Source organism: Nonomuraea gerenzanensis, from assembly GCF_020215645.1.
GTDB classification, from domain to species: Bacteria; Actinomycetota; Actinomycetes; order Streptosporangiales; family Streptosporangiaceae; genus Nonomuraea; species Nonomuraea gerenzanensis.
This window is the reverse complement of the sequence record NZ_CP084058.1, coordinates 6,786,171-6,811,253: the sequence shown is the minus strand read 5'-3', so window position 1 is coordinate 6,811,253 and position 25,083 is coordinate 6,786,171. Positions and strand designations below refer to the sequence as shown.

27 protein-coding genes are annotated in these 25,083 nt (G+C 72.9%); 13 read left to right on the top strand and 14 right to left on the bottom strand.

Annotation, left to right across the window (positions count from 1 at the left end; translation table 11 throughout):
* The first annotated feature begins 88 nt into the window (after nucleotides 1-88).
* The 4 genes from LCN96_RS31870 (at nucleotide 89) to LCN96_RS31855 (ending at nucleotide 4,643) form a co-directional block, all read left to right on the top strand.
* The gene (locus tag LCN96_RS31870; RefSeq protein WP_225266123.1) at nucleotides 89-1,246 is read left to right on the top strand and encodes a HesA/MoeB/ThiF family protein; all 1,158 of its coding nucleotides are present in this window, start codon (nucleotides 89-91) and stop codon (nucleotides 1,244-1,246) included.
* A gap of 322 nt (nucleotides 1,247-1,568) precedes the next feature.
* Nucleotides 1,569-2,987, top strand: coding sequence for an MFS transporter (locus LCN96_RS31865; protein WP_225266122.1), 1,419 nt, complete (start codon nucleotides 1,569-1,571; stop codon nucleotides 2,985-2,987).
* A complete protein-coding gene (locus LCN96_RS31860) occupies nucleotides 2,984-4,075 on the top strand; it encodes a nitric oxide synthase oxygenase (protein ID WP_225266121.1) in 1,092 nt (363 codons plus the stop codon). The genes LCN96_RS31865 and LCN96_RS31860 overlap by 4 nt, the downstream gene beginning before the upstream one ends.
* Nucleotides 4,076-4,085: 10 nt before the next feature.
* Nucleotides 4,086-4,643 (top strand): hypothetical protein, encoded by a 558-nt coding sequence (locus LCN96_RS31855; RefSeq protein ID WP_225266120.1) that lies wholly within the window; start codon nucleotides 4,086-4,088, stop codon nucleotides 4,641-4,643.
* Here the strand turns inward: LCN96_RS31855 and LCN96_RS31850 are convergent.
* Nucleotides 4,595-5,893 carry an FAD-binding oxidoreductase gene (locus LCN96_RS31850; RefSeq protein ID WP_225266119.1) on the bottom strand — a complete coding sequence of 433 codons (1,299 nt, stop codon included), beginning with the start codon at nucleotides 5,891-5,893 and terminating at the stop codon, nucleotides 4,595-4,597. The two genes, LCN96_RS31855 and LCN96_RS31850, sit on opposite strands and share 49 nt — an antisense overlap.
* 275 nt (nucleotides 5,894-6,168) lie before the next feature.
* On the opposite strand from LCN96_RS31850, the gene LCN96_RS31845 reads away from it, so the two are divergent.
* Nucleotides 6,169-7,215, top strand: a complete 1,047-nt coding sequence (locus LCN96_RS31845; protein ID WP_225266118.1) for an ABC transporter substrate-binding protein — start codon at nucleotides 6,169-6,171, stop codon at nucleotides 7,213-7,215.
* Here LCN96_RS31845 and LCN96_RS31840 read toward each other — a convergent pair.
* From LCN96_RS31840 to LCN96_RS31820, 5 genes are all read right to left on the bottom strand, one after another.
* Complete coding sequence (locus LCN96_RS31840; RefSeq protein ID WP_225266117.1) at nucleotides 7,205-7,690, bottom strand: metallophosphoesterase family protein; 486 nt, start codon at nucleotides 7,688-7,690, stop codon at nucleotides 7,205-7,207. The two genes, LCN96_RS31845 and LCN96_RS31840, sit on opposite strands and share 11 nt — an antisense overlap.
* A 64-nt stretch (nucleotides 7,691-7,754) precedes the next feature.
* Nucleotides 7,755-8,186: an SAM-dependent methyltransferase gene (locus LCN96_RS31835; RefSeq protein WP_225266116.1), complete on the bottom strand. Its 432-nt coding sequence runs from the start codon at nucleotides 8,184-8,186 to the stop codon at nucleotides 7,755-7,757.
* A gap of 75 nt (nucleotides 8,187-8,261) precedes the next feature.
* The gene (locus LCN96_RS31830) at nucleotides 8,262-8,987 is read right to left on the bottom strand and encodes an SRPBCC family protein (protein WP_225266115.1); all 726 of its coding nucleotides are present in this window, start codon (nucleotides 8,985-8,987) and stop codon (nucleotides 8,262-8,264) included.
* 1 nt (nucleotide 8,988) lies between these two features.
* On the bottom strand, nucleotides 8,989-9,582 hold the full coding sequence (locus LCN96_RS31825; RefSeq protein WP_225266114.1) for an ArsR/SmtB family transcription factor: 594 nt from the start codon (nucleotides 9,580-9,582) through the stop codon (nucleotides 8,989-8,991).
* Between the two features lie 31 nt (nucleotides 9,583-9,613).
* Nucleotides 9,614-10,849 (bottom strand): RNA polymerase sigma factor, encoded by a 1,236-nt coding sequence (locus LCN96_RS31820; protein ID WP_225266113.1) that lies wholly within the window; start codon nucleotides 10,847-10,849, stop codon nucleotides 9,614-9,616.
* Nucleotides 10,850-11,056: 207 nt separating this feature from the next.
* Between LCN96_RS31820 and LCN96_RS31815 the strand changes: the two genes are divergently transcribed.
* Together LCN96_RS31815 and LCN96_RS31810 are read left to right on the top strand one after the other, a co-directional pair.
* A complete protein-coding gene (locus LCN96_RS31815) occupies nucleotides 11,057-11,875 on the top strand; it encodes a nucleotidyltransferase domain-containing protein (RefSeq protein ID WP_225266112.1) in 819 nt (272 codons plus the stop codon).
* A 63-nt stretch (nucleotides 11,876-11,938) separates the two neighbouring features.
* The gene (locus LCN96_RS31810; RefSeq protein WP_225266111.1) at nucleotides 11,939-12,895 is read left to right on the top strand and encodes an ABC transporter ATP-binding protein; all 957 of its coding nucleotides are present in this window, start codon (nucleotides 11,939-11,941) and stop codon (nucleotides 12,893-12,895) included.
* 4 nt (nucleotides 12,896-12,899) lie between these two features.
* On the opposite strand, the gene LCN96_RS31805 is transcribed toward LCN96_RS31810, so the two are convergent.
* Nucleotides 12,900-13,682, bottom strand: coding sequence for a TIGR04222 domain-containing membrane protein (locus tag LCN96_RS31805; protein ID WP_225266110.1), 783 nt, complete (start codon nucleotides 13,680-13,682; stop codon nucleotides 12,900-12,902).
* A gap of 146 nt (nucleotides 13,683-13,828) precedes the next feature.
* Between LCN96_RS31805 and LCN96_RS31800 the strand changes: the two genes are divergently transcribed.
* Complete coding sequence (locus LCN96_RS31800; protein ID WP_225266109.1) at nucleotides 13,829-14,728, top strand: hypothetical protein; 900 nt, start codon at nucleotides 13,829-13,831, stop codon at nucleotides 14,726-14,728.
* Nucleotide 14,729: 1 nt separating this feature from the next.
* Nucleotides 14,730-16,496 (top strand): PQQ-binding-like beta-propeller repeat protein, encoded by a 1,767-nt coding sequence (locus LCN96_RS31795; protein WP_225266108.1) that lies wholly within the window; start codon nucleotides 14,730-14,732, stop codon nucleotides 16,494-16,496.
* Here LCN96_RS31795 and LCN96_RS31790 read toward each other — a convergent pair.
* From LCN96_RS31790 to LCN96_RS31775, 4 genes are read right to left on the bottom strand one after another with little or no spacing between them, the layout of a single operon-like run.
* On the bottom strand, nucleotides 16,483-17,421 hold the full coding sequence (locus LCN96_RS31790) for a nitroreductase family protein (RefSeq protein WP_225266107.1): 939 nt from the start codon (nucleotides 17,419-17,421) through the stop codon (nucleotides 16,483-16,485). The two genes, LCN96_RS31795 and LCN96_RS31790, sit on opposite strands and share 14 nt — an antisense overlap.
* Nucleotides 17,418-18,485, bottom strand: a complete 1,068-nt coding sequence (locus tag LCN96_RS31785) for a hypothetical protein (protein WP_225266106.1) — start codon at nucleotides 18,483-18,485, stop codon at nucleotides 17,418-17,420. Before LCN96_RS31785 ends, LCN96_RS31790 begins: the two co-directional genes overlap by 4 nt.
* A complete protein-coding gene (locus tag LCN96_RS31780) occupies nucleotides 18,482-18,928 on the bottom strand; it encodes a DUF4188 domain-containing protein (protein ID WP_225266105.1) in 447 nt (148 codons plus the stop codon). Before LCN96_RS31780 ends, LCN96_RS31785 begins: the two co-directional genes overlap by 4 nt.
* A complete protein-coding gene (locus LCN96_RS31775; protein ID WP_225266104.1) occupies nucleotides 18,925-20,463 on the bottom strand; it encodes a phenylacetate--CoA ligase family protein in 1,539 nt (512 codons plus the stop codon). The genes LCN96_RS31780 and LCN96_RS31775 overlap by 4 nt, the downstream gene beginning before the upstream one ends.
* 133 nt (nucleotides 20,464-20,596) lie before the next feature.
* On the opposite strand from LCN96_RS31775, the gene LCN96_RS31770 reads away from it, so the two are divergent.
* From LCN96_RS31770 to LCN96_RS31755, 4 genes are read left to right on the top strand one after another with little or no spacing between them, the layout of a single operon-like run.
* A complete protein-coding gene (locus tag LCN96_RS31770; protein ID WP_225266103.1) occupies nucleotides 20,597-21,712 on the top strand; it encodes a winged helix DNA-binding domain-containing protein in 1,116 nt (371 codons plus the stop codon).
* Between the two features lie 44 nt (nucleotides 21,713-21,756).
* Nucleotides 21,757-22,158: a helix-turn-helix domain-containing protein gene (locus tag LCN96_RS31765; RefSeq protein ID WP_225266102.1), complete on the top strand. Its 402-nt coding sequence runs from the start codon at nucleotides 21,757-21,759 to the stop codon at nucleotides 22,156-22,158.
* The gene (locus LCN96_RS31760) at nucleotides 22,158-23,018 is read left to right on the top strand and encodes an alpha/beta fold hydrolase (RefSeq protein WP_225266101.1); all 861 of its coding nucleotides are present in this window, start codon (nucleotides 22,158-22,160) and stop codon (nucleotides 23,016-23,018) included. Before LCN96_RS31765 ends, LCN96_RS31760 begins: the two co-directional genes overlap by 1 nt.
* Nucleotides 23,011-23,352: a DUF4180 domain-containing protein gene (locus LCN96_RS31755; protein ID WP_225266100.1), complete on the top strand. Its 342-nt coding sequence runs from the start codon at nucleotides 23,011-23,013 to the stop codon at nucleotides 23,350-23,352. The genes LCN96_RS31760 and LCN96_RS31755 overlap by 8 nt, the downstream gene beginning before the upstream one ends.
* A gap of 9 nt (nucleotides 23,353-23,361) precedes the next feature.
* Here LCN96_RS31755 and LCN96_RS31750 read toward each other — a convergent pair whose 3' ends face one another.
* The 3 genes from LCN96_RS31750 to LCN96_RS31740 form a co-directional block, all read right to left on the bottom strand.
* Nucleotides 23,362-24,117: a TetR/AcrR family transcriptional regulator gene (locus tag LCN96_RS31750; RefSeq protein ID WP_225266099.1), complete on the bottom strand. Its 756-nt coding sequence runs from the start codon at nucleotides 24,115-24,117 to the stop codon at nucleotides 23,362-23,364.
* Between the two features lie 187 nt (nucleotides 24,118-24,304).
* A complete protein-coding gene (locus LCN96_RS31745) occupies nucleotides 24,305-24,634 on the bottom strand; it encodes a hypothetical protein (RefSeq protein WP_225266098.1) in 330 nt (109 codons plus the stop codon).
* Nucleotides 24,635-24,906: 272 nt separating this feature from the next.
* The gene (locus LCN96_RS31740; RefSeq protein ID WP_225266097.1) at nucleotides 24,907-25,077 is read right to left on the bottom strand and encodes a hypothetical protein; all 171 of its coding nucleotides are present in this window, start codon (nucleotides 25,075-25,077) and stop codon (nucleotides 24,907-24,909) included.
* Between the last annotated feature and the right edge of the window lie 6 nt (nucleotides 25,078-25,083).

Sequence of the window (25,083 nt, the reverse complement as noted above, 5' to 3'; positions counted from 1 at the left end):
GTCGCCGGTGGTACCCAGAAGGGCTGATTCCGTTGCAGGTGGGGCGTCCTCAGGGGCGCCCCACCCCCCTCGGGCCGAAAGGAAAGCCATGACTCATCCCGTGCTCAAGACGAGCATCCCCTACTTCATCGCCGAGGGGTCGGTGCACTTCAGGCTGGGCGGCGAGCTCACCTCGCTGGAGGACGCCGACGGCCGGGTCAGCAGGCTGCTGTCGCTGCTGGACGGCACGCGTACCCCGGAGGAGGTCCACCGCGACCTGCGGGCCGTGCACCCCGACGTGACCGCGGACGAGGTCCGCGAGGCCATCGGCGAGCTCGACGAACTCCGCCTGATCCAGAGCGCCGACGACCCCGGCGACGACTTCGACCAGCAGGCTCGCGAGCGCTGGTCCAACAACCTCGGCTTCTTCGAGACCTACGCCTCGCTGCACGCCTCCAAGTACGACTTCCAGCGCCGCATCCGTGACGCCCGCGTCGCCGTGCTCGGCGTCGGCGGGATCGGCAGCCACGCGCTGATCGACCTGGTCGCCATCGGCTTCGAGGACATCAGGATCGTCGACTTCGACCGGATCGAGCTGTCGAACTTCAACCGGCAGATCCTCTACGGCGAGCCGTACGTGGGCCGGGTCAAGGTGGAGGTGGCGGCCGAGCGGGCGCGCGCGCTCAACAGCGCCGTGCGGATCGACCCGGTGCAGCGCAGGCTGATGTCCGGCGACGACGTGTACGAGGTCGTCCGCGACCGCGACATCGTGATCGCCGTGGTGGACCGGCCCAAGGTGCACATCGCCCACTGGCTGAACGAGGGCTGCGTACGGGCGGGCACGGCGCTCATCGTGGGCGGCGTGGACACCCAGCGGGCGCTGCACTACACGATCGTGCCCGGCGTGTCCGGCTGCATCGAATGCTGGTACGACCAGGTGCGCAGCAACGACCCCACCTCCCTGGCCGTGATGAACGTGCTCGACGAGATCGACAGGGAGGGCGGCACGTTCGGCGAGGACACCGCCGCCTTCAACGGCCTGGTGCTGTTCGGCGCGGGCTTCCTGGTGGCCGAGATGGTGCGGATCGCCAGCCGGGTCTCGCCGCCGCTGTCGGTGGGCCGGATGCTGGAGATGACCTTCCACGACCCCCGCCTGCGCGAGGCCGAGACGTGGAAGCGCGACCCGCGCTGCGCGGCGTGCGGCGACGCCCGGCCGAAGCCGAGCCTGGAGTGGCTCGCCGGCGACCTCGGCCCCCTGCCCTTCTGAGCCGACCACCGACCTGCTCGCGCTTCTCGACCCGCAGCCCGGGGTCGCGAGCGGCCGTTCCCAGCGGAGACGGGGAAGGAGGTGAACAAGATGATCAAGAAGTCGACGAAGCGCTACAGCATCGCCGGTGGTGTGCAGAAGGCGTGATGCCGCGCACCTGGTGGGGCGCCTCCGGGGCGCCCCACCCCCTCGCCGGGAGGCCCACGTGCGGTTACTCTCCCGGATGAGCCTTCCCCACCGCGCCTGTCAGCTCCAGGGAGGACCTTCCATGGCATGTCCGATCCCCTCCGACGCGGCCCGGCCGCCCTCCTGACCCGGGCCGATGCGGGTGCCATCGCGCACGGCCTCCGGACCGGGAGGCGTCCGGCTGCGCAGCGCGTTCCTCGTCTCCTCGGTCGGTGACTGGATCTACCGGTTCGCCGCGCCCACGCTGATCCTGCAGATCACCGGCTCCGCGTTGTCGGCGGCGCTGGCGTACGTGCTGGAGTTCATCCCGTACGTCGTGGTCGGGCTGGTCGCGGGCGTCATCGCGGACCGGTGGGACCGCCGCAGGATCCTCATCGCCTGCGACTGCCTGTCCTTCGCGATCGCGCTGGTGATCGTGTTCGTGGCCGCGGCGGACCGGCCGTCGGTGGCGCTGCTCTACCTGTGCGCCTTCCTGCTGGCCAGCGTGCGGCCCTTCTACTTCCCCGCCTTCCAGGGCTTCGTCGTCGACACGGTGCCGCAGGAGCGGCTGTCCAGGATCAATGCCTGGACGCAGACCGTGGACAGCTCGCTCGGGTTCGTCGGGCCCGTCGTCGGCACCGCGTTCATCGCCGCCCTCGGGGTGCCGCTGGCGACGCTGGTCAACGCGCTGACGTTCGCGATCTCGGCGTTGCTCATCTACCAGATCGCCCACGTGCACACGCGGGCGACGCCGGCGGGCGGCGTGCGGGCGGAGCTGTCCGGCGTGGGCAGGGACTTCCTTCAGGGGCTGCGCATCCTCCGCTCGATCAGGCCGGTCTGGTGGGGCACCCTGCTCATGGCCGCCGCGAACTTCGCCGGGTTCATCGTCGAGGGCAACCTCGTCTACCTCGTCCTGGAGGTCGAGCAGTTGCCCGGCGTGGCCCTGGGCGTGGTGTTCGGAGCGCAGGGGCTGGGAGCGGTGCTCGGCGCGGTGGTGGCGCCCCGGCTCATCGACCGCCATCCCACGGGGCGGCTGCTCGCGGCCGGGATGGCGCTGTCGGCGCTGGCCATGGCGCTGCCCGTGGCGCTGCCCGCCGTGTGGGTGATGGCGGCGGCCTGGGCCGTGGAGGGCGTGGCCACGTCGGTGATCGTGGTGTCCTGGTTCACCGCCCGCCAGACGGTGGTGCCCGCCGACGCCATCGGGCGCGTCACCTCGGTGAGCAGGGCCGCGGCGTACGCGACGATCCCGGTCGGTGCGCTGGCCGGCGGGGTGGTGGTCGGCGGCGCGCTGGGGGCGTGGGGCGGGCCGGGCCGGATGTTGTTCCTGTGCGCGGCCCTCGTGCAGACGGCGGTCGCCGTCGGCACCGCCCTGTCACCCCTGCGCGACATCGACCAGGCCGCACCGGCGACCACCGCGCCGGCGACCACCGCGCCGGCGACCACCGCGCCCGCGACCACCCCACCCGCGACCACCGCGCCGGGAGGCTCGCCAGTGGGCAACCCGCCAGTGGGGGGCTCGCCGACGCCGAGCACGCCGGGAGACTCAGCCGCGTCCAGCACCTCGGGGGATCCATGAGCGTCATCAGCGCGCCGGCCGCCACCGTCACCCAGGAGGCCGAGTCGTTCCTGCGCCAGTGCGCGGAAGGGCTGGGCTGGGACCGGGAGCGGTACGCCCGCCGCCGCGCCGCCGTCCTGGACGAGCTCGCCCGCACGGGCACCTACCGGCACACGTCCGCCGAGCTGGTGCTGGGCGCGAAACTCGCCTGGCGCAACCACACCCGGTGCGTCGGCAAGCTGTACTGGAAGACGCTCATGGTGCGCGACTGCCGCAGGCTGCACCACCCCGACGCCATCGCCGCCGCCCTCACCACCCACCTGGTACGCGCCCACAACGGCGGCGCCATCCGCCCGATCATCACCGTGTTCCCGCCCGACACCCCAGCCGCCCCCGGCCCGCGCATCGTCAGCCCTCAGCTCGTCCGGTATGCCGGCTACGAACGCCCGGACGGCACCCGGCGCGGCGACCCCGCCAACACCGGGCTCACCCGGCTGGCCCAAGAGCTGGGCTGGAGCGGCGACGGCGGCGACTTCGACCGCCTGCCGGTGCTGATCCGCGACTCGCGCGGCCGCCTGACCCGGCACGACCTGCCCCACGACGCCTGCCCCGACGTGCCCATCACCCATCCGGACCACCCGTGGTTCGCCGAGCTGGGATTGCGCTGGTACTCCTGCCCCACGGTCTCGGACATGCGACTCGAGATCGGCGGCGTCGTCTACCCCGCCGCGCCCTTCACCGGCTGGTACGTCGGCACCGAGATCGGCACCAGGAACTTCGGCGACCGCGACCGCTACGACCTGCTGCCGGTGATCGCGCGGCGGCTGGGGCTGGACACGGGCGACGACCGTACGCTCTGGAAGGACCGCGCGCTGACGGAGCTGAACGTCGCGGTGCTGACCTCGTACGAGCGGGCCGGGGTGCGGATGCTCGACCACCACACGATGGCCGACCAGTTCGACCGGTACGTGCAGGCGCGGCGGCGAGCGGGGGAGGAGGTGCACGCCGACTGGAGCTGGATCATCCCGCCCACGGCGGCCTCGGTCACGCCGGTCTTCCATGACTCCTACGACCCCGAGGTGGTCTCACCGAATTTCTTCCGTCAGTAGCATTTCTCGGATGACCGGCGGGTTATTCCGAGAATTCATTCAGCTGTCCTACCACCAGATCGAGATCCGCCCGCACGACGAGGCGGGTCCGTCCTACCCGAAGGCGTTCCCCAACGGACTCGTAGCCGTGGGCGACGAGGAGCCGGACGGTGCGATCATCCTCACCGGCCTCGCGATCGGCCAGGTGGAGGTGCTGGTGCGGCTCGCCCACGAGCAGCCGCCCCTGGAGCTCGACTCCTGGGAGGAGATCGTCGACATCTCCATCGAATCGACCCTGGGCTCACTGTACGTGGTCGGCCTGATGGGGGACCTGCCCCGGAAACTGCCGAACCTGGCGTGGAAAGGCCCGGGTTTCTACCGGCTGCGCGTGCACGCCACGGGCCGCGATTCCTCTGTGGACGGCTCGGGGCTCAATCTCGAGGAGCGCTATTTCATCGTCTCCTGGCCGGCCGACCCCGCGCCCGATCTCGTGTACAAGGCGACCGACGCCTACGGCGCGGGAAGGCGCGGCCGGGCACCTCAGGCCGGGACGACGTGGCCGACGCGGAAGAACCCGTCCGGGTCGTAGGCGCGCTTGACCTCGCGCAGCCGCCCGTAGTCCACCCCGGTGAAGGCCGCCGCCGTCCGCGATGGGTCCGCCAGGAAGTTCAGGAACGTCCCCCCGTTGGCGTACGGCCGCAACTCCTCGGCCAGCCCCGGCACCACGGTGTCCACGATCACCGACAGCTTGGTGGAGCGGTGGCTCACCGGCCCGGCGTCCGGCCCCGGCCGGCCCATGGCGCCGCCCCAGTGCCTGATCTCGACCGTCTGCGCGTGCTCGGCGGCCCGCACCAGCGCGGAGATCACCTCGTCGGGCACGGTGTCGAACATGTCCATGTGCCGGTTCGGCGTCCCGCCCATGGCGGCGCCCCCGTAGGTGGTGGTGCGGGTCTCGTCCAGCAGCGCCGGCCCGGCCGCCAGGAACAGCGGCGCGAGCAGCCGCCCGGCCTCCTCGGCCGCGCCGGCGTACAGGACCTTGAGCATGACCACGTGCCTGCCGCGCACCGCCGCCGGCGTCTGCTCGTCGTCGGGCATGCGCCTGAGCACGACCGCCGTGCTGATGTCGTCGGGGGCCTGGTCGATCCAGGTCCGGTACGCCTTCAGCGTCCGCTCCGCCACCTCGATGGGGAAGTACACGAACCCGGCGAACACCTCGGAGACCGGGTAGAGCCGGAACTCCAGCGAGGTCACCACACCGAACCCGCCACCGCCGCCCCGCAGCGCCCAGAACAGCTCGGGGTGGCTGTCGGGGCTCGCGGTCACCTGCCGGCCGTCCGCCAGCAGCACCTCGGCCCGCACCACGCTGTCGGCCGCGAACCCGTGCTTGCGCGCCAGCCACCCGAGCCCGCCGCCGAGCGTGTAGCCGGTGACGCCCACCGAGGGGGAGGAGCCGGACAGCGGCGCCAGGCCGAACGGCGCGGCGGCGGCGATCACCTCGCTCCAGCGCGCCCCAGGCCCGACGCGGGCGATCCGGCGGGCCGGGTCCACCAGGACCGACGCCATCGGGGAGGTCTTGACCAGGATGCCGCCGTCGCACGGGGCGTGCGTGCCGTGCCCGGTGGACTGCACCGCGAACGGGACGCCGTGGGCGCGGGCCGCCAGCAGCGCGATCCGGATGTCACCGGCGCTCTGCGCCTCGGCGATCAGCGCGGGGCGGGAGTCGACGGCCGGGTTCAGCGAGCGGCGGGCCTCGTCGTAGCCGGCCTCGCCGGGCAGGTGGACGGTGCCGGTGAAGCCGGGGAGCTGGATCTCGTCCTGGAGGATGTACGGCTGGCTCATCTGTCTGGCCCTTCTCTTCTCGGCTCTGCTCTTCGATCTGAGATCAGAGTGCTGGAGGGCGCTTACGGTCGCGTTCCCGTCGACTTACCGCCGCCCTTAAGGTCTCCAGGATCTTGCCGCCGCGCTGGTCGCACATCGTCCGGGCGTCGCCGCCCCGGCTACTTCGCCGGTCGTACGGGACGGAGGGCGTACTCCACCGAAAGGACTTTTCGGTTAGGTAAGGCTAATCTAATATGCCGTCCATCAGGGCAGAGCCTGTCTGACGAGGAGAACCCATGGCCAACCTTCCGCGACGCACCCTTGCCGCCCTCGGCGCCGCCGCCTTAGTCGGGGTCAGCGCCTGCGGCGGGACGGCCTCGCCGCCCGTCTCCTCTCCCGCCGCGCAGGCCCCGTCGTCGCAGGCGGCCTCGCAGGGCCCCTGGACCTGGACCGACGACCGCGGCAAGAGCATCTCCCTGCCGCAGCGGCCCCAGCGCGTCGTGGCCCAGTCGGCGGCAGCCGCCGCACTGTGGGACTTCGGGGTGCGGCCGGTCGGGGTGTTCGGCCCGCACAAGCTGAAGAACGGCGGGCGCGATCCGGAGGTGGGCGAGGTCGACATCACCAAGGTGGAGTCGATCGGGAACGTGTGGGGAGAGTTCAACGTCGAGAAGTACGCCTCGCTCCAGCCTGACCTGCTGGTCGCGGGCATGTACGTCAAGGACGCGCTCTGGTACGTGCCCGAGCAGTCGGTCGCGGCCGTCGACCAGATCGCCCCGACCGTCGGCGTGCAGCTCAGCGGCAAGCCCCTGGTGCAGATCATCGAGAAGTACGGCCAGCTCGCCGGAGCCCTCGGCGCCGACCTGAACGCGGCGCCGGTGGCCGAGGCCAAGCAGCGCTTCGAGGCTGCCAGCGCCGCGCTGAAGCAGCTCGCCGCCGACAAGCCCGACCTCAGCGTCATGATCGTCACCGGCACGCCCGAATCCCTGTACGTGGCGTACCTGCCGGACCACCCCGACATCACGTACTGGGGCGACGAGCTGGGCCTGAAGATCGTCTACCCCGAGCGGCCGACGGAGAGCGAGGGCGGCTTCTGGGAGGTGCTGAGCTGGGAGAACGCCGACAAGTACCAGGCCGACGTGATCCTCGTGGACGCGCGCTCCCAGTCCATGAAGATCGAGGAGATGGCCGAGAAGCCCACCTGGGCCAAGCTCCCCGCCGTCAAGGCGGGCCAGCTCTACCCGTGGCACGCGGCCGAGCGCTACAGCTACCTCGGCTACGCCGAGGTCATGGAGGAGCTGAAGACGGAGCTGGACAAGGCGCGCGACGACGTCGTCAAGGAGTGACGGGCACGATCTCGGCCCTGGCCAGCGCTCCGTGCTCGATGGTGAGCAGGCCCAGCGTGCCGTGCGGCTGGCGGCGGCGGTCGGTGGGGGAGCCGGGATTGAAGATCCGCAGGCCGCCGTCCGACTCGTCGAGCGGGATGTGCGAGTGACCGAAGACCACCAGGTCCGCCTGCGGGAACCGGCGCCGCATGCGGGCCAGGCGGCCCTTGGCCGGGCCGCTGTCGTGGATCATGCCGATCCGCAGCCCGCCCAGCGTCAGCTCCAGCGTCTCCGGCGCCACCACGTCGGGGCCGTCGTTGTTGCCCTTCACGACGTGGACGGGCGCGTACGCGGCCAGTTCGTTCAGCACCGAGGGCACGCAGACGTCGCCCGCGTGCAGGATGGCGTCCGCGCCGCGCAGGTGCTCGGCCACCCGGGGCGGGCACCCGCGCCAGCGCCTGGGCGCGTGCGTGTCGGAGATCGCGACTACCTTCACCCCGTCACTCCTGCCCCTCACGGCGGGATGGAAAGCTCACGCAGCTCAGCGCGGGATGGAAGGCTCAGCGCGGGATGGGAAGCTCCCGCAGTGGATCGCCTCCGTCGATGAACAGCCTCGCCCCCGGCCTGGTCGCCGACGCGATCCGCCGCAACAGCCGCCGGCCGGCGTCGGGATGCCGCCCGTCGAGCGCGCCGACGCGCAGGGCGAACACGAGATCGAACGGCTCCTCACCCGGCAGCAGCGCGAAGTCCTCGCCCGCGACCTGACGCACGCTCATCCGCCCGGCCGCGATCTCCCCGGCCGCCGCCGCCCGCGCCTGCGCGATCGCGGCGGCGGACCTGTCGATGGCCAGCACGTGCCCGCTCCCGAGCCGGGCCGCCACCGCCCGGGCGGCGGCCCCGGGACCGCAGCCGATCTCCAGGACGCGTGAGTGCGGCTCCAGGGGCAACGCGGCCACGACGGCGGCCAGGCGGGGCGACAGGCGCGACGGCATGACCAGCAGAATAGACAACGCCCCCGACATCGACGGCAGCCCGCCGAGCCCTGGTGCCGGCGGGCTCCCCGCCGATCACCCGGCGTGGAGATCCTCCAGCCACGCCCGCCACCGCACCCCCTGCTCCGCCTCGCCCTCGCCCTCGCCCTCGAACAGCAGATGCGAGGCCACCATGGACCCACCGAACCCCTGCACGAACCGGTACATGGCATCCCCGGACCGGATCCCCAGCGCCTGGGAGCTGCGGTGGTACACCACCCCCTCCACACCCGCGACCGCGATCCGCTCGCCCACCCGGGGCACCCCGCCGGCCGCCGCGTGCAGCCTCGCCCACGCCTCCGCCCAGTCCGCGATGGGCGGCCCGAACTCCGTGACCGGCGTCGCCGTCCGCCCCGCGAAGTGGCCCAGGTACTCCACCAGCGTCGCGAAGTACAGCTCCAGGCCCCTGGACATGTACTCGAACTCGTCCTCCCAGTCGTCGCCCGGAAGGAACCCGCTGGTCACCATGCGGACGAGCGTGCTGCCCCGCTCCCGCCCCTCGATCATGAACTCGTAGGCCACGAACCGCCCGTCGTCGCCCTTGTCGCTGGAGTGGGCCAGGCGCTGCAGTGGCTCGGCGGCGGTGACGGTGGACGGCGGCATGTCGAACGGGCCGAACGCGGTGCGCACGACCCCCTCGGCCACCTCGGTGCGCCCGAGGAACCACGAGTCCATGCCCGGCCCGGTCGAGATGGCCTCCCAGACCTCCTCAGGGGTGGCCCCGACCGTGGCCTCCTGCGGCAGCTCGAAGTCGTGGCCCACCTCAGTGCTCCCTCTTGGCGTTCACGGCCGGGTGGACCGCCACGACCAGCCGGTGATCGCGCCCGCCCGCCGCGGACTCGTCGTGATATTTGCTGACCAGGGACGTCACGCACTGGGCCAGCTCCTCGGCGAAGGCCGCCCGGTCCGCCGCCGACGCGAAGCGCACCTCGCCGTCGATGGCGAACGTCGCCACCCGCTGCTGCGCCTTCGCCGCGCCGGTGATGAGCGTGCCGACATCCCGTACGAGCTGCGCCGCCAGCGCGAGCAGCCAGCGGGCCGACAGCCGGTCGGGCGAGCGGGCGGGGTCGGGCTGCACGGAGGCCAGCGCGGTGGGGGAGATCACGAACGAGGCCGCCGCGGCCTGCATCACGCGCTCGGTGACGTTGCCCTTCCTGCGCTCCTCGACCAGCTCCACCAGGCCGTGGCGCTCCAGCGTGCGCAGGTGGTAGTTGACCTTCTGCCTGGCCAGGCCCACCTTCGCCGCCAGCGAGGTCGCCGAGCCCGGCTCCACCAGCTCGGCCAGCAGCCTCGACCGCATGGGGTCGAGCGACGCCTCGGCCGCCGCGGGGTCCTCGATCACCGCCACTTCGTCCATGGGCACACGATGGCACCGAAAAAAATCATTGTCAAGACAGCCGAGTTGCTCGGTCCTCCAGGTAGCGCTGCTCCGGCAGGCTCGTGGTCAGCCTCGCCGCCTCCCGGTACGCGGCCACCGCCCCCTCCGCGTCGCCGTCCATCTCCAGCAGGTGCGCCCGGACGGCCGCCAGCCGGTGATGGCCCGCCATCCGCTCGTCGCCGGCCAGCTCGTCGAGCAGGCCGAGCCCGGCGCGCGGCCCCTGCACCATGGCCGTGGCCACCGCCTGGTTGAGCTTGACGACCGGGTTGTCGTCGAGGCCCGACAGCATCCCGTACAGCGCCAGGATCTGCGGCCAGTCCGTCTCCTGCGCGGTGGGCGCCTCGTCGTGCACGGCCGCGATGGCCGCCTGGAGCTGGTACGGGCCCACCGCCGTCGAGGACAGCGCCTTGGTGACCAGCTCCACGCCCTCCTCCACGAGCCGCCGGTCCCACAGGCTCCGGTCCTGCTCGGCCAGCGGGATCAGCCGCCCGTCGGGCCCGGTACGCGCGGGCCGCCGCGCCTCGGTGAGCAGCATGAGCGCCAGCAGCCCCATGATCTCCCCGTCGCCGGGCAGCAACCGCGACACCGCCCTGGTCAGGCGGATCGCCTCCCCCGTCAGCTCCGCCCTGTGCAGCTCGGGTCCGGACGTGGCGGTGTACCCCTCGTTGAAGATCAGATACAGCACGTGCAGCACCACCCGCAGCCGGTCGTCCCGCTCACCCTCCGGCGGCATCCTGAACTCCGCCCCGGTGGCCTTGATCCGCTGCTTGGCCCGGCTGATGCGCTGCCCCATCGTCGTCTCCGGCACCAGGAACGCGCCGGCGATCTGCGCCGTCGTCAGCCCGCCGACCGCCCGCAGCGTCAGCGCGAGCTGCGAGGCCTCCGACAGGGACGGATGGCAGCACAGGAACAGCAGCGTCAGCGTGTCGTCCCGATCCGCCGGCCGCTCCTCGCCCGGCGCCGGCGCCACGAGCTCGTCGGCCGCCACGCTGACCGCCACGCTCTCCTCGCGGCGCCGGCGCGCGTGCTCGCTGCGTACGTGGTCGATGACCCGGCGCGCGGCCACCGTCACCAGCCAGCCGCGCGGGTTGTCCGGCACGCCGTCCCTCGGCCACTGCACGGACGCGTCGAGCAGCGCCTCCTGCACGGCGTCCTCACACATGTCGAACTGCTCGTAGCGGCGGACGAGCGTGCCCAGCACCTGCGGCGCCAGCTCCCGCAACAGGCCCTCGACGGCGACCGGCATCAGGCCGTCCCGGGGTGTGGGTGGATCGTCAGCATGTCCTTCACCTGCCACATCCTAGGGTGGGGGAGCATTCGGACATGATGGAAACACCAGCTCAGTGAGGCGCATACCCCTGATCGGCCGCACGTCCGCCCGTCGAGGACCTGACCGTTCAGCGGTGCCGTGGCCCGTGCCGATGGCGCGGGGCTCGGGTCGTAGGCTCGTACCGTGCGGAACCCCGATCTTCACGCCATCGCCGATCGCCTGGCCGCGGTGCCCGGCGTGGTGGCCGTAGCCCTGGGGGGCAGCCGGGCCCGCGGCACCCACCGCCCCGACAGCGACATCGACCTCGGCCTCTACTACCGAAAAGACCTGGCAGTGAACGAGCTGCGCACCCTCGCAAGGCAGGTGACCGGCCAGGACACGGACGTGACCGCCCCCGGCGGCTGGGGCCCGTGGGTGGACGGCGGCGGCTGGCTGACGATCGACGGATGGCGGGTCGACTGGATCTACCGCGACCTCGACCGCGTCCACCGGATCTGGCGCGACTGCCAGGCCGGCCGCTACGAGATCGGCGTCCAGGCCGGCCACCCGCTGGGCTTCTACTCTCACGCCTACGCCGGCGAGGTGGCGCTCTGCCAGGTGCTCGCCGACCCGGCCGGCGAGCTGGCCGCCCTGCGCGAGGAGACCACGCACTACCCGCCCGCCCTGCGCGAGGCGCTGATCGCCGGGCTGTGGGAGTGCGACTTCGCCCTCATGACGGCCCGCTACGGCGCCGCCGGGCAGGACCCGGTGTACGCGGCGGGCGCGTTGTTCCGCGCGGTCGGCGTGGCCTGCCAGGCATTGCACGCCGCCGACGGGGCCTGGCTGATCAACGAGAAGGGCATGGTCGCCTCCGCCGGCCGGCTGCCGTCGGCGCCGGAGGGGTTCGCGGAGCGGGCGCAGGCGCTGCTGGCGGGCGTCGGCGGCACGCCGGAGGAGATCACCCGCACCATCGACGCGGCGGCCGGGCTGATCGCCGACGTCCGCGCCGCCTGTGCCGCTTGAGCGCGCCGGCCACCGGAGCACCCCGAGACATCAGATGTCTGAGGAGCTGATAACTTGGGGCGCATGACCGTTGTCTCGCGCCCCTCCGACAACGGCCCCGTGCTGCGGGCCGACGGCGTCGATCTCGTCCGCGACGGACGCCACCTGCTGAAGGACATCTCCCTCACCGTGAGCCCCGGCGAGCACTGGGCGTTGCTCGGTGCCAACGGCGCGGGCAAGAGCACCCTGCTCAGCCTGCTCGGCGCCGTCACCCATCCCAGCCGCGGCGCCGTCGAGGTGCTCGGGCGCAGGATGGGCCGGGTGGACGTGCGGGAGCTGCGCTCATACCTGGGGCACGTCAACCCGCGCCACACCCCCGACGGCCCGCTGCGGGTCCGCGACGTGGTGCTGACCGGGCTGACCAACACCGCCGCCCCCGTGCCCCGCTGGGCGCCCACCGAGCAGGAGGCGGAGCGGGCCGACCGGTTGATCGCCATGCTCGGCATGAGCCACCGGGCGCGGGCCTCCTGGGCCACCCTGTCGCAGGGGGAGCGTGGCCGCGCGTTCATCGCCCGCGCGCTCATGCCGCAGCCCCGGCTGCTGCTGCTCGACGAGCCCGCGACCGGGCTCGACCTGGCCGCCCGCGAGCAGCTGCTGGCCAGCATCGACGCCCTGCGCGCCCGGCACTCCTCGCTGGCCACCGTGCTGGTCACGCACCACCTGGAGGAGCTGCCCGCCACCACCACGCACGCCATGCTGCTGCGCGACGGCCAGTGCCTGGCCGCCGGGCCGGTCGCGGAGGTGCTGACGAGCGAGCTGGTCAGCGTCTGCTTCGACCATCCGGTACGCCTCGTACGCAGCGACGACGGCCGCTGGGCCGCCCGCGCCGAGCCCGTCCCCGTGACCATGCCCGACGAGCCGGCGCCCGACGAGCCGGCGCCCGACGAGCCGGCGCCCGAGGAGCCCGCGCCCGAGGAGCCCGCGCCCGACGAACCGGACAAGTCGGCGATGTCCGAGGAGTCCGCGCCCGCCGCCGTGTGAGCCGTCACCCGCCCTGCCCGGGGTCCAGGCGGTAGATCGCCGCCAGCATGAGGGGATCGCGCAGCTCCGACAGCCCGTACAACGCGACGGACGCCGCCAGATCCCCCGACAAGCCCCCGCGCGGATGCGCCGCCCGCGCCCGTTCGAGCTCCTGCCGCGCCCACGCCGTGCTCACCCGCGAGGCGCCACCACCCCACCACCGCAGCTCGCTCTGCGCCGCCACCCGCGTGAACGTCAGCACCACCAGCCCGATCACCGGAACCCAGTACGACCGCTGCACGAACATCGCCACCACCTCCAGCATCGCGCACGCGAGCCCGGCCGTCCGCAGCCGCCGCAGCCACAGCAGCAGGTCGCCGACGAAGCCGGGGCCGAGGGGCACGAGCAGGCCGAGCCGGGTCAGCACGTCCTCCAGCCCGGCCATCGCGGCGCTGTGCCGCAGCTCCCGCTTGATCTCGTACAGGTACGCGCCCCGCCGCCCCCGCACCACCGCCAGCACCGTCCGCTCGACGGCATGGCGGTCACCCGCCGGCGGCGACAGGCCCCGGTGCGCGTGACCGCCGAGCGAGAGCCGGATCGTGCCGCTGCCGGCGAGCAGGGCGACGGCCACCTCCGCGACCCGTCCCGGACCACCCGCCAGGCACGCCAGCTCGTACGCCGTCAGCGCCGGCCCCTCGCGAGCCGGCACGCGGTCGTCCCTGGTGCGCCGCTCGCGCCGCAGATCGTGCACCGTGATGGCGGTGAACAGGGCCACGAGGCCCGACAGGAGCAGCAGGGCGACGTCCAAGCCCACCTCCTGACCACGGCGGTGCCGCGCCGAGGCCGCGACCGCCGGTCACCCGCACTTCACAGGCGATGTTCCCCTTTCTTGACTCTCCTTGTCGCCACAGTATTCGGACGTCCAGGGGCGATGATGAACGAGGAGGGATGTGCATGCCGCGATCTCGACGCGCCAGACGGAAGAGCACGCCGGCCACCGGCAACCGCCCGGCCTCCGGCGACGCCGCGGGGACCAGGATCGCGCAGAGCCCGGCCGCGCGCGGCGAGGGCGCGGAGAACGCGGAGAAATCCGGACGCGGCCTGGTGATGTGGGTGGCGGGGATCGTCAGCGCGGTGCTCGCGGCGGCGGCCGGCGTCGTGTTCACCGGCTGGTTCAACACACTCGGCCCCGGCGTCTTCGACGAGGTCGTCAGCAAGGAACCACTGACGGTCGCCTACGTGTCGATCAGCGACGAGGGCCCCAGCATCGCCCTGCGCGACCCCGTCACCTCGCCCCAGGACCGGGCGATCCTGCTGGGCAGGGCCGACGCGATGGAGGAGGCGGCGTTCCTGGAGCGCCACCGGGCCGCCCAGGTCGGGCGCATGGTGGTCGTCGCCGTCCTGAGCGGCAACCGGGCCCGGCTCCGGATCGCCGACGTCCGGCCCCGCGTGCTCGAACGCGAGCCGGTCTCCGACAGCGCGCTGCTGAACCCCGCCAGCGCCGGCGAGGAGGGCACCATCGAGATCGCGGCCGACCTCGACCGGCCGGTCCCCCTGTTCGTCCCGCTCAAGGGCCGCAAGACCCCGTACTTCCAGACCAAGCAGATCGACCTGGTGCGGGACGAGCAGGTCACGCTCGCCATGACGCTCACCGCCTGCGAGGCGTACTACGAGTTCGAGTTCGTGGCCACGGTCGTCAGCGACGGCCGCGCGGAGGAGGTGGTGATCCGCAGGCCGGGCGGGCTCCCGTTCCGGCTGACCGGGCCGGCGCGCGAGTACGGGGTCAGCTATGACGAGCATCCGATGGGCGGCTGGCGGCCCGCCTCCGCGTCGCCCGTGAAACAGGAGTGCTGACATGCGCCGCGCCGCGCCGCTGCTCGTGCTGCTGCTGATCACGGGAGCGATCGTGCTGTCCGACGGACCGGCGGTCGCGTGGCAGGCGGTGTCCTGGCGGGAGGTCTGGACGAGATCGTTCGACGCCCGTCAGTTCGGCGGGGCCGAGCCTGGTGACGACTACGTGCTGGGGCTGTCCGAGCAGGCCGTCGCCGTGGGGCTGGGGGCGGGGCGCGTGCTGATCCTCGACCCGGTCACCGGGCGGGTGCGGGCCGCCGTGCCGGCCGAGCCGCAGTCCGGTCCGGTGAGCCGGATCTGGGTCGCCGGCGAGGCGCTCGTCGTCCTGCGGGAGGCTCCGCTCGGGGCGGACGAGGCGGTGCGAGCCGCAGTCACCGGCTACGACCTGGCCTCGGGGGTGCGCAGGTGGGGTCCGCGGCCGGCCGATGGCGTCGCGGTGGGCGGGCGGGCCGTCGCGGTCGTCACGGCGTCGGAGGTCTCGCTGCTCGACGCCCGCACCGGAGCAAGGAACGGGCTCCTGCCCGTCAGCCCCGGCTGCACCGCGCGGGCCGCCGCCGCGCGGGAACTGGTGGCCCTGCTCGAAGCGTGCGCGGGGCTGGAGGCGTGCGCGGGGCTCGAAGCGTGCGCGGGCGGGCGCGTGCGGGTCCAGGCCGTCGATCCGGTGACCGGCCGGTCCTACTGGCGCCAGGACGTGCCCTACCCGCGCGCGCAGGAGTGGCCGCCGCCGGCCGAACCGCGCAGCCCGAGCGGCGGCGTCGCGGTCGCGGTGGGCGGGAGCGTCGCGGTCGCGGCGGACGGGAGCGTCGTCGTGAGCCTCGACGGCACCTCCCACCTGTACGCCCCGGGCGGCAGGCGGCTGGCCGCCGGCAGGATCCGGTGGGAGGAGGACGGCAACAGGTCCCCGATGGTCACGAGCGGCGGCGTGCTGGCCCACGGCTCGGTGGCGGCGTGGCCCCGTCCGGACGAGCTGCGCGGGATCGACCCGGCCACCGGCGAGGCCCGATGGATCCAGGAGGTGCCCGACGCGTCCTCGCTGATCGCGATCGGCGACCACGTCGTGGTGAACCCGAGCGACGGGCAGTACCCGCTGAGCTACACCGGGAGCTGGCCGCTGGTCGCCCACCTCGCGGTCGTGAACGCCGTCACCGGCGAGCCGAGCAGGCTCCCGCTGCCCACCACGGCGAGCGCCGCCGTCGTCGAGGGCGGAGCGGGAGACCTGGTCCTGGTGCGCACCCCCGAGACCGGGGAGGAGACCGCCGGAGTCACGCACGCCACCACCATCACGGCCTACCACCTGTCCCGCGCCCGCCGGCCCCCGGCGCGGCGGCCGGAGGCCCTCTTCCCGGCGGACTGGCCGGACGCCTGCGCCGCCCTCACCGATCGTGACCTGCGCCTGCCGGCCCCGGGCTACCTGGCCCACCCTCACCCGCGCACGCCGGAGGGCGGCCCGACGCGCAGGGCCGTCTCCTGCGACTGGATCCCGCCGGCCGACGACGGCGACGTCGTCTCCCTGACGATCGAATGGGTGGCCGGGTCCGAGGCCGAAGCACGCCGGCTGGCCGCGCAGGAGGCCCGCTACGGCACGGGCACGCTGATCGGCACGGAGCCGGGCATCTCCTACCACGAGAGCAGCCATCCCGCCGGTCTGCTCCACTCCGCCATGATCGTCGCAGGCCCGGTCGTCACCACGCTCTACGCCTCCACGCCGGAGGCGGTGCGGCGGCTGGCGCCCAGGGTGCGCGCCAACCTGCGGGGGATCACGGCGGGATAGGCGTCCCGTGATCGATGAGCCGGGCGGACGGCGAGGCGGGCGCGCGCGGCCGGCCCACCCGCGCCACGTGCAGCAGCGTGCGCGGGTCCGCCACGCCGAGGCGCTCCGCCAGCTTCCGCCGGGTCGCCTCGCAGTCGATGATCTGGCTCAGCGGATGCGTCGTGTACCCGAGCCTCGACAGGGTCAGCCAGTGCCGCATCAGCACCCGCCCCATCTCCACCTCCTCCTCGGCCGGCCCCACCAGGACGAGCACGTCCCCGTCGTAGTCCAGCAGCCCCCGCGACGCCCCCGCCAGGGCCCGGGGCAGGCCGAGCCGCCGCAGCGCCGGGTAGAGGGCGAGCGAGGCCCGCAGCCCGAGCGCCTCCAGCCTGGTCAGGGCCAGCGCGCGGTCGCTGAGGCCGTCGAGGAAGTAGCGGCGGTGCCGCCGGGTCAGCCGCAGCCAGGCACGCAGCTCCCGCGTCACCTCCCGGTCCCCGAACTGGTGCAAATCCGCGGCGTGCAGCAGGTCCGCCAGGTCGCGGCAGGGCAGCCGGCGCGTGCCCGCCAGCGCGCCGGCCACCTCGTCGGGCAGCCGCCCCGCGTGGTACTCGCCGCGGTTGGCGCCCCGGGCGCGCACGTCCTGCGTGGTGAACGGGGTCGCGTACGGCTCCTCGGCCCCGTACAGGAAGCCCACCCGCAGCGGCCCGGGATCGGCGCGGAAGGCGACGGACAGGCCCGCGTCCGCGCACACGATCAGGCAGCACTCCACGAACGCCCCGAGACTGAGCCGCAGGTCACGCTCGGAGGGGTCGCTGATGGGCAGCGCCCTGGCCGGGTCCCAGCCGACGGCCGCCTGCCCGCCGGTGTAGGTGAGCGTCCACGGCTGCGTGTTGTGCGCGCTGGGCGCGCGCCAGAAGTCGGGCTCCAGCGCCCGGAGCTGTCTCAACCGAGGTCCTTGTCGTAGAAGGTGTAGCCGTGCAGCGGGCGGCCGCCCATCGCGGCGAACTGGGCGGCCGAGCCGGGGTTGTCGCGCTCCACGTACGTGCTGCGCAGCGTGTGGTAGCCGCCGTGCCGCAGCCCCTCGTGCAGCTCGCGGGAGAGCAGCCGCATGTAGCCGTGGCCCTGCTCGTCCGGGACCGTGCCCTTGACGATGAGCACCGCCTCGCGGCGGTAGCGGGAGCGGGTGGCGAGCAGCCGGAGCTGGTGGAAAAGGTGCAGGTGCCCGCGAATTTTCGCGACAAATTCGGAAATGTCGGGCAGGCACAGCACGAACGCGATCGGCCGGTCCCGCTTCGTCAGGTACAGCAGCAGCGCCTCGTCCAGCAGGTGGGCCAGCCCGTCCGTCTGCTCGGCGAGCTGCTCGGCCGAGATCTCGGTGTAGTACCCGAGCCGCGCGAAGCTCGCGTTCAGCATCTCCCGCAGGATCGGCAGTTGCTCGCGCACCCGCCGCCGGTCCCCGCGGTGCACCCGCAGCCCCTCGGCGCGCAGCCGCGCGTCGTCGAAGGTGAACACCGGCTGGTCAGGCACCGGGCAGATCCAGGTGTCGGACTCGAAACGGCGGCCGAACCCGTACGCCTCGTAGGCGGCCGGATAGTACGGCCGGTTCCAGGCGCTGTCGATGAACCCGCGCTCGCCGAACCCCGAGGTGATCACCCCGCCCGCCTGGTTGGGCAGCAGCGACACCGGCCCGAACACCGCCTCGCGCCCGGCCGCCGCCCCCGCCGCGCAGATCGCGTCGAACAGCTCCCCGGCCGCGTCCTGTTCGAACTCCGTCAGCCCGAACAACTGCGTGGCCCGTCCCAGCTTGGCGTCCAGCGCGGCGTCGGTGTGCAGCGTCGTCCGGGCGACCACCCGCCCGCCCCGCCGCAGCAGGAACAGCCGCACGCCGCGCCGGTGCCACCCGCGCACCGTGGCCCGCAGGGGCGGCACGAAGCGGTGCTCGCCCGCGTACAGCCGGTCGGTGAAGGTGAGGAAGTCGCGCAGGTCGCGGCGGGACCCGACGGGGATCACGAGCGCTTCACCGGCGGGCCGTCGCCGGGCTCGGTGGACAGCGGCGTGAACGTCTCGATGTGCGCCATCGGGCCGCCCTCGGCGCGCCAGATCCCGTTGCTGTACCCCTCGGGCTCGGCGTTGTAGAGCCGGATGTAGCCGCCGGTGGCGTTCCTGGTGCCGTCGGTCACCCACTGCATGAGCCTGCGGTGGTGGCGGCTGCGGGCGAAGCGCAGCAACGCGTCACGGTCCTCGAAGAAGGCCAGGGTGCCCAGCGTGAACGGGAACTCCCAGTAGACCTTGTGCCAGCGGTAGCCGCGCATGCGCTTCATGTCGCGCACCATCCGGAACCACGTCAGCGTGAGCGTCAGGATCGACAGCGGCCCCCGGTAACGGGTCGCCCCGACGAACATCGCCGTCGCCTGCCCCTGCGGGGGCGTCCTGCTGAAATCCTGGGTTCTCATGCGTCCTTCACCAGATAGACGTTCTTCATCTTCGTCAGCCGCGCGAACGGCCCCTCGCCCGGCCCGAACACCTTGATCCGCAGGTCGGCGGCCGTCGGGTCCTCCTTCAGCGACTCGGCGAAGTCGCGGGAGACGGCGCTCAGGTGCGCCACGACCCCCTTGCGGCAGATCTCGGCCAGCGCCTGCTCGTCCACCTCGCCGCGGACCTCCAGGTTGATCACCGGCCGGTACTCCAGGCCGGGCAGCTCCTCCAGCGACAGGCAGAACCGGTTGATCGCGGCGGCGTACGGGTTGCCCCGGTAGAGGCCGTACTCGACGTCCTGCGGGTAGAGGTTGGCCCCCATGTAGGAGATCGTCGAGTCCTTGCGGCCGAACAGGAACAGCAGCGGCAGGTTCATCCGCTCGTCGGTCCACATGGCCGCGTAGTCGTCCTCGCCCAGCGCCCGCCGCACGTCGGCGAGCGTGCGCAGGCGGGCCTCGTCGCCGACGTTGTAGCGCAGCTTGGGCTGCAGGCAGCTCTTGGTGTTGAGCGTGCACAGCAGCTCACCGTCGGCGTTGACCTCCAGGAACGTCTCCAGCGGGTTGTAGTGGAAGATCATCGACAGCCGCTGCTCGCCGGGCCCGAGCAGAGCGTCGCGCAGCCGCTGGTCGGTGGCCAGGCGCTTGCGCAGCCGTACGCTGAAGCCGCTCTCCGCGCCCATCCCGATCGTCAGGTCGCTGGCGCCGTAGCCGGAGCGCACCTCCTCGAAGCGCTCCTCCAGGTAGTCGCGCAGCGCCTCCGTCATGCCCTCGCCGCCGACCATGCCGCGGATGCGGTAGTCCTCCCACGGGAAGCCCGCCTCGTCGAGGCGGTCGCGCAGGTGCTTGAGGAACGGCGGGTAGGCCGCCACCACGTAGTCGTAGCCGGGGCCGAAGTGCGCCAGCGTGTCGGCGATCTTCTCCAGGTCGGGGCCGGTGTTCTTGACCATCGCGATGCGCGCCATGGCCGCTCCGGTGGTGGTGCCGGTGGCCCAGGCGCCCATCGAGTACGCGTTGATCACGAACAGCCGCTTGCCCGGGAAGACCAGCTCGATGTATCCGGCGGCGTTGCGGTAGATGCCCTTCAGCTCGCGCGGCCCGCGCACCCAGTTGTACGGCTTCCCGCTCGACCCCGACGACTCGTCCACGATCACGCCGGCCCGGTGCAGCCTGCCCTCCTGGCAGCGGCTGGCCTCGTCGTAGGCGCCGGCGTAGTTCTGCTTGGTCGTCTCGGGGAAGTCGGCCAGCCCGCGGGCCCGCTCGGCGCCGTGCGTACGCAGGAAGTGGCGGTAGGCGGGCACGTCCACGGCCGCGAACTGGCAGGCCACCCTGGCGTGCCTGGCCGCCACGCGGTCGAGCGCGGGGTGGTAGCCGCGGGCGACCATGCGCCAGATGGCGGGGTGCAGGGTGCCCAGCCGGTACGCGCCGGTCAGGGTCCAGGAGTAGGCCTGGAGGCGGGCCCTTCGCCAGCGTTGACGGGGGGTGAGCGGCCCGAGGACGGGACTGAGGCGGATCATGACCCGTGAGACTAGTGGGATCGACTGAAAGGTCACTTGTCGTCCACTTTCACGGCATTCGCCCTTGCGGAAGGGAGCTTTCCGCATTGCCCCATAGCGTGGGTGTCGTCGGAACAAAGAGAGGCGAAAACCCGTGATCGAACTGTCGTGGCCGCAGGTCAGCGCGAGGCGGCTGGCGCGCGCCGGGCTCATCACCGCTGGCGGCGGCCCCGAGGAGGCGGTGGCGGCCATGTGCGGCGCGCACGCCCAGGTCATGTCGGCCGCCGAGCTGTCCGTCGGGCTGCGGCTCGGCGGGGTCACGCGGGTGCACGTCCGCGAGGCGCTGTGGAAGGAGCGCGGCCTGGTCAAGACGTACGGGCCGCGCGGCACCGTGCACCTGCTGCCCGCCCGCGACCTGCCGAGCTGGGTGAGTGCCCTGTCCACGCTGCCCGTCAAGCCCGCCCCGGCGTACATGCGGATGACCGACGAGCAGACCGGCCAGGTGATCGCCGCCATCGGGGAGGCGCTCCAGGGCGCGGAGCTGACGATGGACGAGCTGAGCGAGGCCGTCGTCGCGGCCACCGGGCCGTGGGCGGGCGACCTGGTCATGCCCGCGTTCCAGACCCACTGGCCGCGCTGGCGGCAGGTCATGCACCTGGCGGCGCACCGGGGCGCGTTCGTCTTCGGCCCCGGCCGGGGGCGCAAGGTCACCTACACCGCCGCGCCGGACGCGCCACCGGCGACCGGCGGGCCCGCCTGGCTGGCCAGGAGCTACCTGTGGGCGTACGGGCCCGCCACGCCCGCCGAGTTCGGGCAGTGGGCGGGCGGCACCACCGGGTGGGCGAACGAGGCGTTCAAGCAGGTCGAGCTGGAGGAGGTCCGGCTGGAGGGGCGGCGGGCCTGGGTGCTCGCGGGCGACACCGAGCTGCCCGCCGAGCCGCCCCGGGGCGTGCGGCTGCTGCCGTACTTCGACGCGTACGTGGTGGCGGGCCGGCCCCGTGAGCTGCTGTACGCCGGAGCCGCGGCGCAGCGGGCGCTGAACGGCGGCCAGGCGGGCAACTTCCCCGTGCTGCTCGTGGACGGGGACGTGGCCGGCGTCTGGCACCAGCGGCGCGCGGGCAGCCGGATCGACGTCACGGTCGAGCCACTGCGCGACCTCACGGCGGCCCAGCTCGGTGAGCTGCAGGAGCAGGTGCTGCGAGTGGGCGAGGTGCTGGAGGGCCGCCCGCGCCTCACGATCGGCCCGGTCACCGTCGGAGCGCATGCCTGAACCTTCCCTATCGCTCCCTTTTGTAGGGCATAATGGGGAGTGTTATGGAGCAATACACCGTGGAGCAGGTGGCGGAGCTGCTGGGGCTGCACGTCAAGACCGTGCGCAACTACGTACGGGACGGGCGGCTGCCCGCCGTCCGGATCGGCAAGCAGTACCGCATCGCCAGGGCGGACCTCGCGGCGTTCGCGGGCCTGCCCGCGAGCGCGCCCGCCAGGCCCCGGCACGCCGAGGTGTCCAGCATCGTGCAGGTGGACGGCATCGCCAGGAGCGATCTCGATCGCGTCAGCACCATGGTCACGGGCTCGCTGGCGGGCCGGCCGCACGGGCTGAGCGTGCAGTTCGTCTACGACGAGGAACGCGAGCACCTCAAGATCATCGTGCTCGGCGGGCTGGAGGAGAGCGCCCAGGTGCTGCGCATCATCGACGCGCTGGTGAGGGACTGATGGGCGGCCTCTACTCCTCGCCGGAGGGCGCGCGGGCCGTCGAAAGCCGCTACCGCGAGCTGCTCGCGCGCTGGCCGGTGCCGCATGAGCAGGTGCGGGTGCCGACGGCGCAGGGGGAGACGTTCGCCGTGACGTGCGGGCCGGTGGGCGCGCCGCCGCTGCTGCTCCTGCACGGGTCGGCGAGCACCAGCGCCATGTGGCTGGGCGACGTCGCCACCTGGGCGCGGCGCTTCCGCGTCCACGCGGTGGACCTCATCGGCGAGCCCGGGCTGAGCGCGCCGTCCCGGCCGCCGCTGGATCCCGGCACCTACGCGGGCTGGCTCGGCGAGGTGCTGGCCGGGCTCGGCGCGCGGCGCGTCCGCATCGTCGCGGTGTCGCTGGGCGGCTGGACGGCGCTCGCCTTCGCCACCCGGCGGCCCGAGCAGGTCGAACGCCTCGCGCTGCTGTGCCCTAGCGGCATCGGCCGGCAGCGCGTTCTGCCGCTGCTGCGGGCGTTGCCGTTGATGGCGCTGGGCGGCGAGGGGGGACGGCGCCACGCGATGCGCCTGATCCTCGGCCCACAGGCTGCGGGGCTCGGCTCCGCCGGTGAGATGGGGGAGTTCGCGCTGTTGATCCACCGCCACTTCCGGCCCCGCCACGGCAGGCTGCCCGTCTTCCCCGACGCGGACCTGCGCCGCCTCACCATGCCGATGCTGGTCGTCACCGGCGACCGCGACAGCCTGCTCGACTCCGGCGACACCCGGCGCCGCCTGGCCGGTGCCGTGCCAGGGGCCGACGTGCGCGTCCTGCCCGGCACCGGCCACCTACTGCCCCCACAGACCCAAGAGATCATGAACTTCCTGGAGAGTGTCCATGCCTGACGGTTACCACTACGCGGACGGCGAGCCCCTGCACGGGACCGCCGACGTGCTCGACCTCATCGGGGAGGTGTGGGGACGAGGCGTCACCTGGGTGGCCGTGCCCGTCGAGCGGCTGCCCGCCGACTTCTTCACTTTGAGCAGCGGAGCGGCAGGGGAGATCACGCAGAAGTTCGCCAACTACCGGCTGGGGCTGGCCATCGTGGGCGACACGGCCTCCTACGCCGCCGGGAGCCAGGCGGTGCGGGCCTGGATGATCGAGGCGAACCGGGGGGAGCACCTGTGGTTCGTACGGGACGAGGCCGAGCTGGCGGCCCGCTTGGCCGGCAGGCTGTAGCGGGGCGGCTCAGATTCTCGCGACCGCTGCCTCGATGCCGTCGAGCAGCACCTCCAGGCCGGTCGCGAAGGTGTCGTCCGCGCCGGGCTCACCGTCCGCCGACTCCAGCCACGCCACCATCGGGTAGCGGTCGGTGACCCCCGGCGCCACCTCCTCAAGCAGGTGCGAGCGTGTCCGCCACCACTCCTCGTCCGAGACCCCGGTCGCCGACGGCGCCAGCCGCGACTCCGAGACCGTCCTGGCCGCCCCCCGCACGAAGTCGAACAGCAGCGCCACCACCCCGCGCGTCCTGCGCGGCCCCAGCCCGGTGTCACGCAGGATCGCCACCATGCTCTCCAGCATCGCGAACTCGTTCGGCCCCAGGACCGGCCGGGCCCGCGACACCTGCAGCACCCAGGGATGGCGCAGGTAGAAGGCCAGCGTGTGCTCGGCCCAGGACGCCACCGCCGGCCGCCAGCCGCCGCTCACGTCGTACGTGGCAGGCAGCTCGGCCAGCACGCGGTCGTACATCAGATCGACGAGTTCGCCCTTGTTCGGCACGTACGTGTACAGCGCCATGCCCGTGCGGCCCAGCCGTTCGCCGACCTTGCGCATGGACAGGGCCGCCATGCCCTCGCTGTCGGCCACCTCGATCGCGGCCTCCACGATGACGTCCACGCTCAGCCCCGGCTTGGGGCCCGGCCGCACCTCGCCCGGCTCCTCGCCCTTGCGCCACAACAGCGCCATCGACCGTCGCGCGTCACCCTGACCTGCGAAGACGACCAACGCGCAGCTCCCAGGGGCCGGACAATGCCTTACGGCATAAGGCTATCAGCCGGGTGGATCATGCGAAGGAGGGCCGGGGCACGGCGTTCGTCCGGCCCCGTACAGGGCGGGTCCCGGAAACGGCGGCTGTCCCGGTCCCGCACAGCGCGGGTACCGGGACAGCCGTGTGCCGAAAGCTCAGCTTTCGTCAGTCGAAGATGGCGCCACCGTTGTCGCCACCGTCATCGCCGTTGTCGTCGTCATCGTCGTCGTCGCCGGCCCAGTTCTCCCTGTAGTCCTTGGACTCGAGCTTCTTGCAGACGTCGGCGTCGCGGGTGCCCGCGAAGACGCCATGCTTGGTGACGTGCTGGTAGGTCGAGTCGTCGTTCATGCCGAGGCCGCAGTGCTGCGGGTGCTTGGCCCAGTGCTCGGACCAGACCCAGTCCTTGCCTTCGTCGGCGGCCACGGAGCCGGCCGTCCCGAAGAGTACGGCCGCGGCGAGCAGCGCACCACCGGCGGCGGTGAGGCTCTTTCTCATGATCTCCCCCTGTAATCACGGAGTGCCATCGGGCATCACTATACGTAGCGATCTTGACGCTTCCAGTAGCGCCACACCGACTTTTCCCTCAATAGACCGCCGACAATGGGCGAGCACTCCCCGCCGGCGTCACCCTGCCTTGCCGAAGTAGTCGATCAGCACCGGCGCCAGCACCCCTGCCTCGACGTCGTGGAACCCGCCGGGCAGGCTCCGATACGCCGCCCCCGGCAGCGCCGCTCGCGCAGGCGGTCGATGACGAGGGCGAGGGCGGGCTACACACGGCGCAGGTGCGGGAAGAGCATGGCGTCCTCGGCCGAGTGGTGCATGGTGACCAGCCGGCGGTAGGACTCGCAGTACGCGCCCAGCTTCCAGTTGTTCTGGCGCATGGTCATGGTGCTGATCTGCGAGCGGGCGGCGCCCGCGTCCAGCGTGCCGGCGGCCACCTGGGC

Bases quoted from the DNA above. Each gene is read 5' to 3' on its own strand.
- LCN96_RS31870 (WP_225266123.1), top strand. From the start codon at position 89: ATGACTCATCCCGTGCTCAAGACGAGCATCCCCTACTTCATCGCCGAG.
- LCN96_RS31865 (WP_225266122.1), top strand. From the start codon at position 1,569: ATGCGGGTGCCATCGCGCACGGCCTCCGGACCGGGAGGCGTCCGGCTG.
- LCN96_RS31860 (WP_225266121.1), top strand. From the start codon at position 2,984: ATGAGCGTCATCAGCGCGCCGGCCGCCACCGTCACCCAGGAGGCCGAG.
- LCN96_RS31855 (WP_225266120.1), top strand. From the start codon at position 4,086: ATGACCGGCGGGTTATTCCGAGAATTCATTCAGCTGTCCTACCACCAG.
- LCN96_RS31850 (WP_225266119.1), bottom strand. From the start codon at position 5,893: ATGAGCCAGCCGTACATCCTCCAGGACGAGATCCAGCTCCCCGGCTTC.
- LCN96_RS31845 (WP_225266118.1), top strand. From the start codon at position 6,169: ATGGCCAACCTTCCGCGACGCACCCTTGCCGCCCTCGGCGCCGCCGCC.
- LCN96_RS31835 (WP_225266116.1), bottom strand. From the start codon at position 8,186: ATGCCGTCGCGCCTGTCGCCCCGCCTGGCCGCCGTCGTGGCCGCGTTG.
- LCN96_RS31825 (WP_225266114.1), bottom strand. From the start codon at position 9,582: ATGGACGAAGTGGCGGTGATCGAGGACCCCGCGGCGGCCGAGGCGTCG.
- LCN96_RS31820 (WP_225266113.1), bottom strand. From the start codon at position 10,849: ATGCCGGTCGCCGTCGAGGGCCTGTTGCGGGAGCTGGCGCCGCAGGTG.
- LCN96_RS31810 (WP_225266111.1), top strand. From the start codon at position 11,939: ATGACCGTTGTCTCGCGCCCCTCCGACAACGGCCCCGTGCTGCGGGCC.
- LCN96_RS31800 (WP_225266109.1), top strand. From the start codon at position 13,829: ATGCCGCGATCTCGACGCGCCAGACGGAAGAGCACGCCGGCCACCGGC.
- LCN96_RS31795 (WP_225266108.1), top strand. From the start codon at position 14,730: ATGCGCCGCGCCGCGCCGCTGCTCGTGCTGCTGCTGATCACGGGAGCG.
- LCN96_RS31780 (WP_225266105.1), bottom strand. From the start codon at position 18,928: ATGAGAACCCAGGATTTCAGCAGGACGCCCCCGCAGGGGCAGGCGACG.
- LCN96_RS31775 (WP_225266104.1), bottom strand. From the start codon at position 20,463: ATGATCCGCCTCAGTCCCGTCCTCGGGCCGCTCACCCCCCGTCAACGC.
- LCN96_RS31765 (WP_225266102.1), top strand. From the start codon at position 21,757: ATGGAGCAATACACCGTGGAGCAGGTGGCGGAGCTGCTGGGGCTGCAC.
- LCN96_RS31760 (WP_225266101.1), top strand. From the start codon at position 22,158: ATGGGCGGCCTCTACTCCTCGCCGGAGGGCGCGCGGGCCGTCGAAAGC.
- LCN96_RS31755 (WP_225266100.1), top strand. From the start codon at position 23,011: ATGCCTGACGGTTACCACTACGCGGACGGCGAGCCCCTGCACGGGACC.
- LCN96_RS31745 (WP_225266098.1), bottom strand. From the start codon at position 24,634: ATGAGAAAGAGCCTCACCGCCGCCGGTGGTGCGCTGCTCGCCGCGGCC.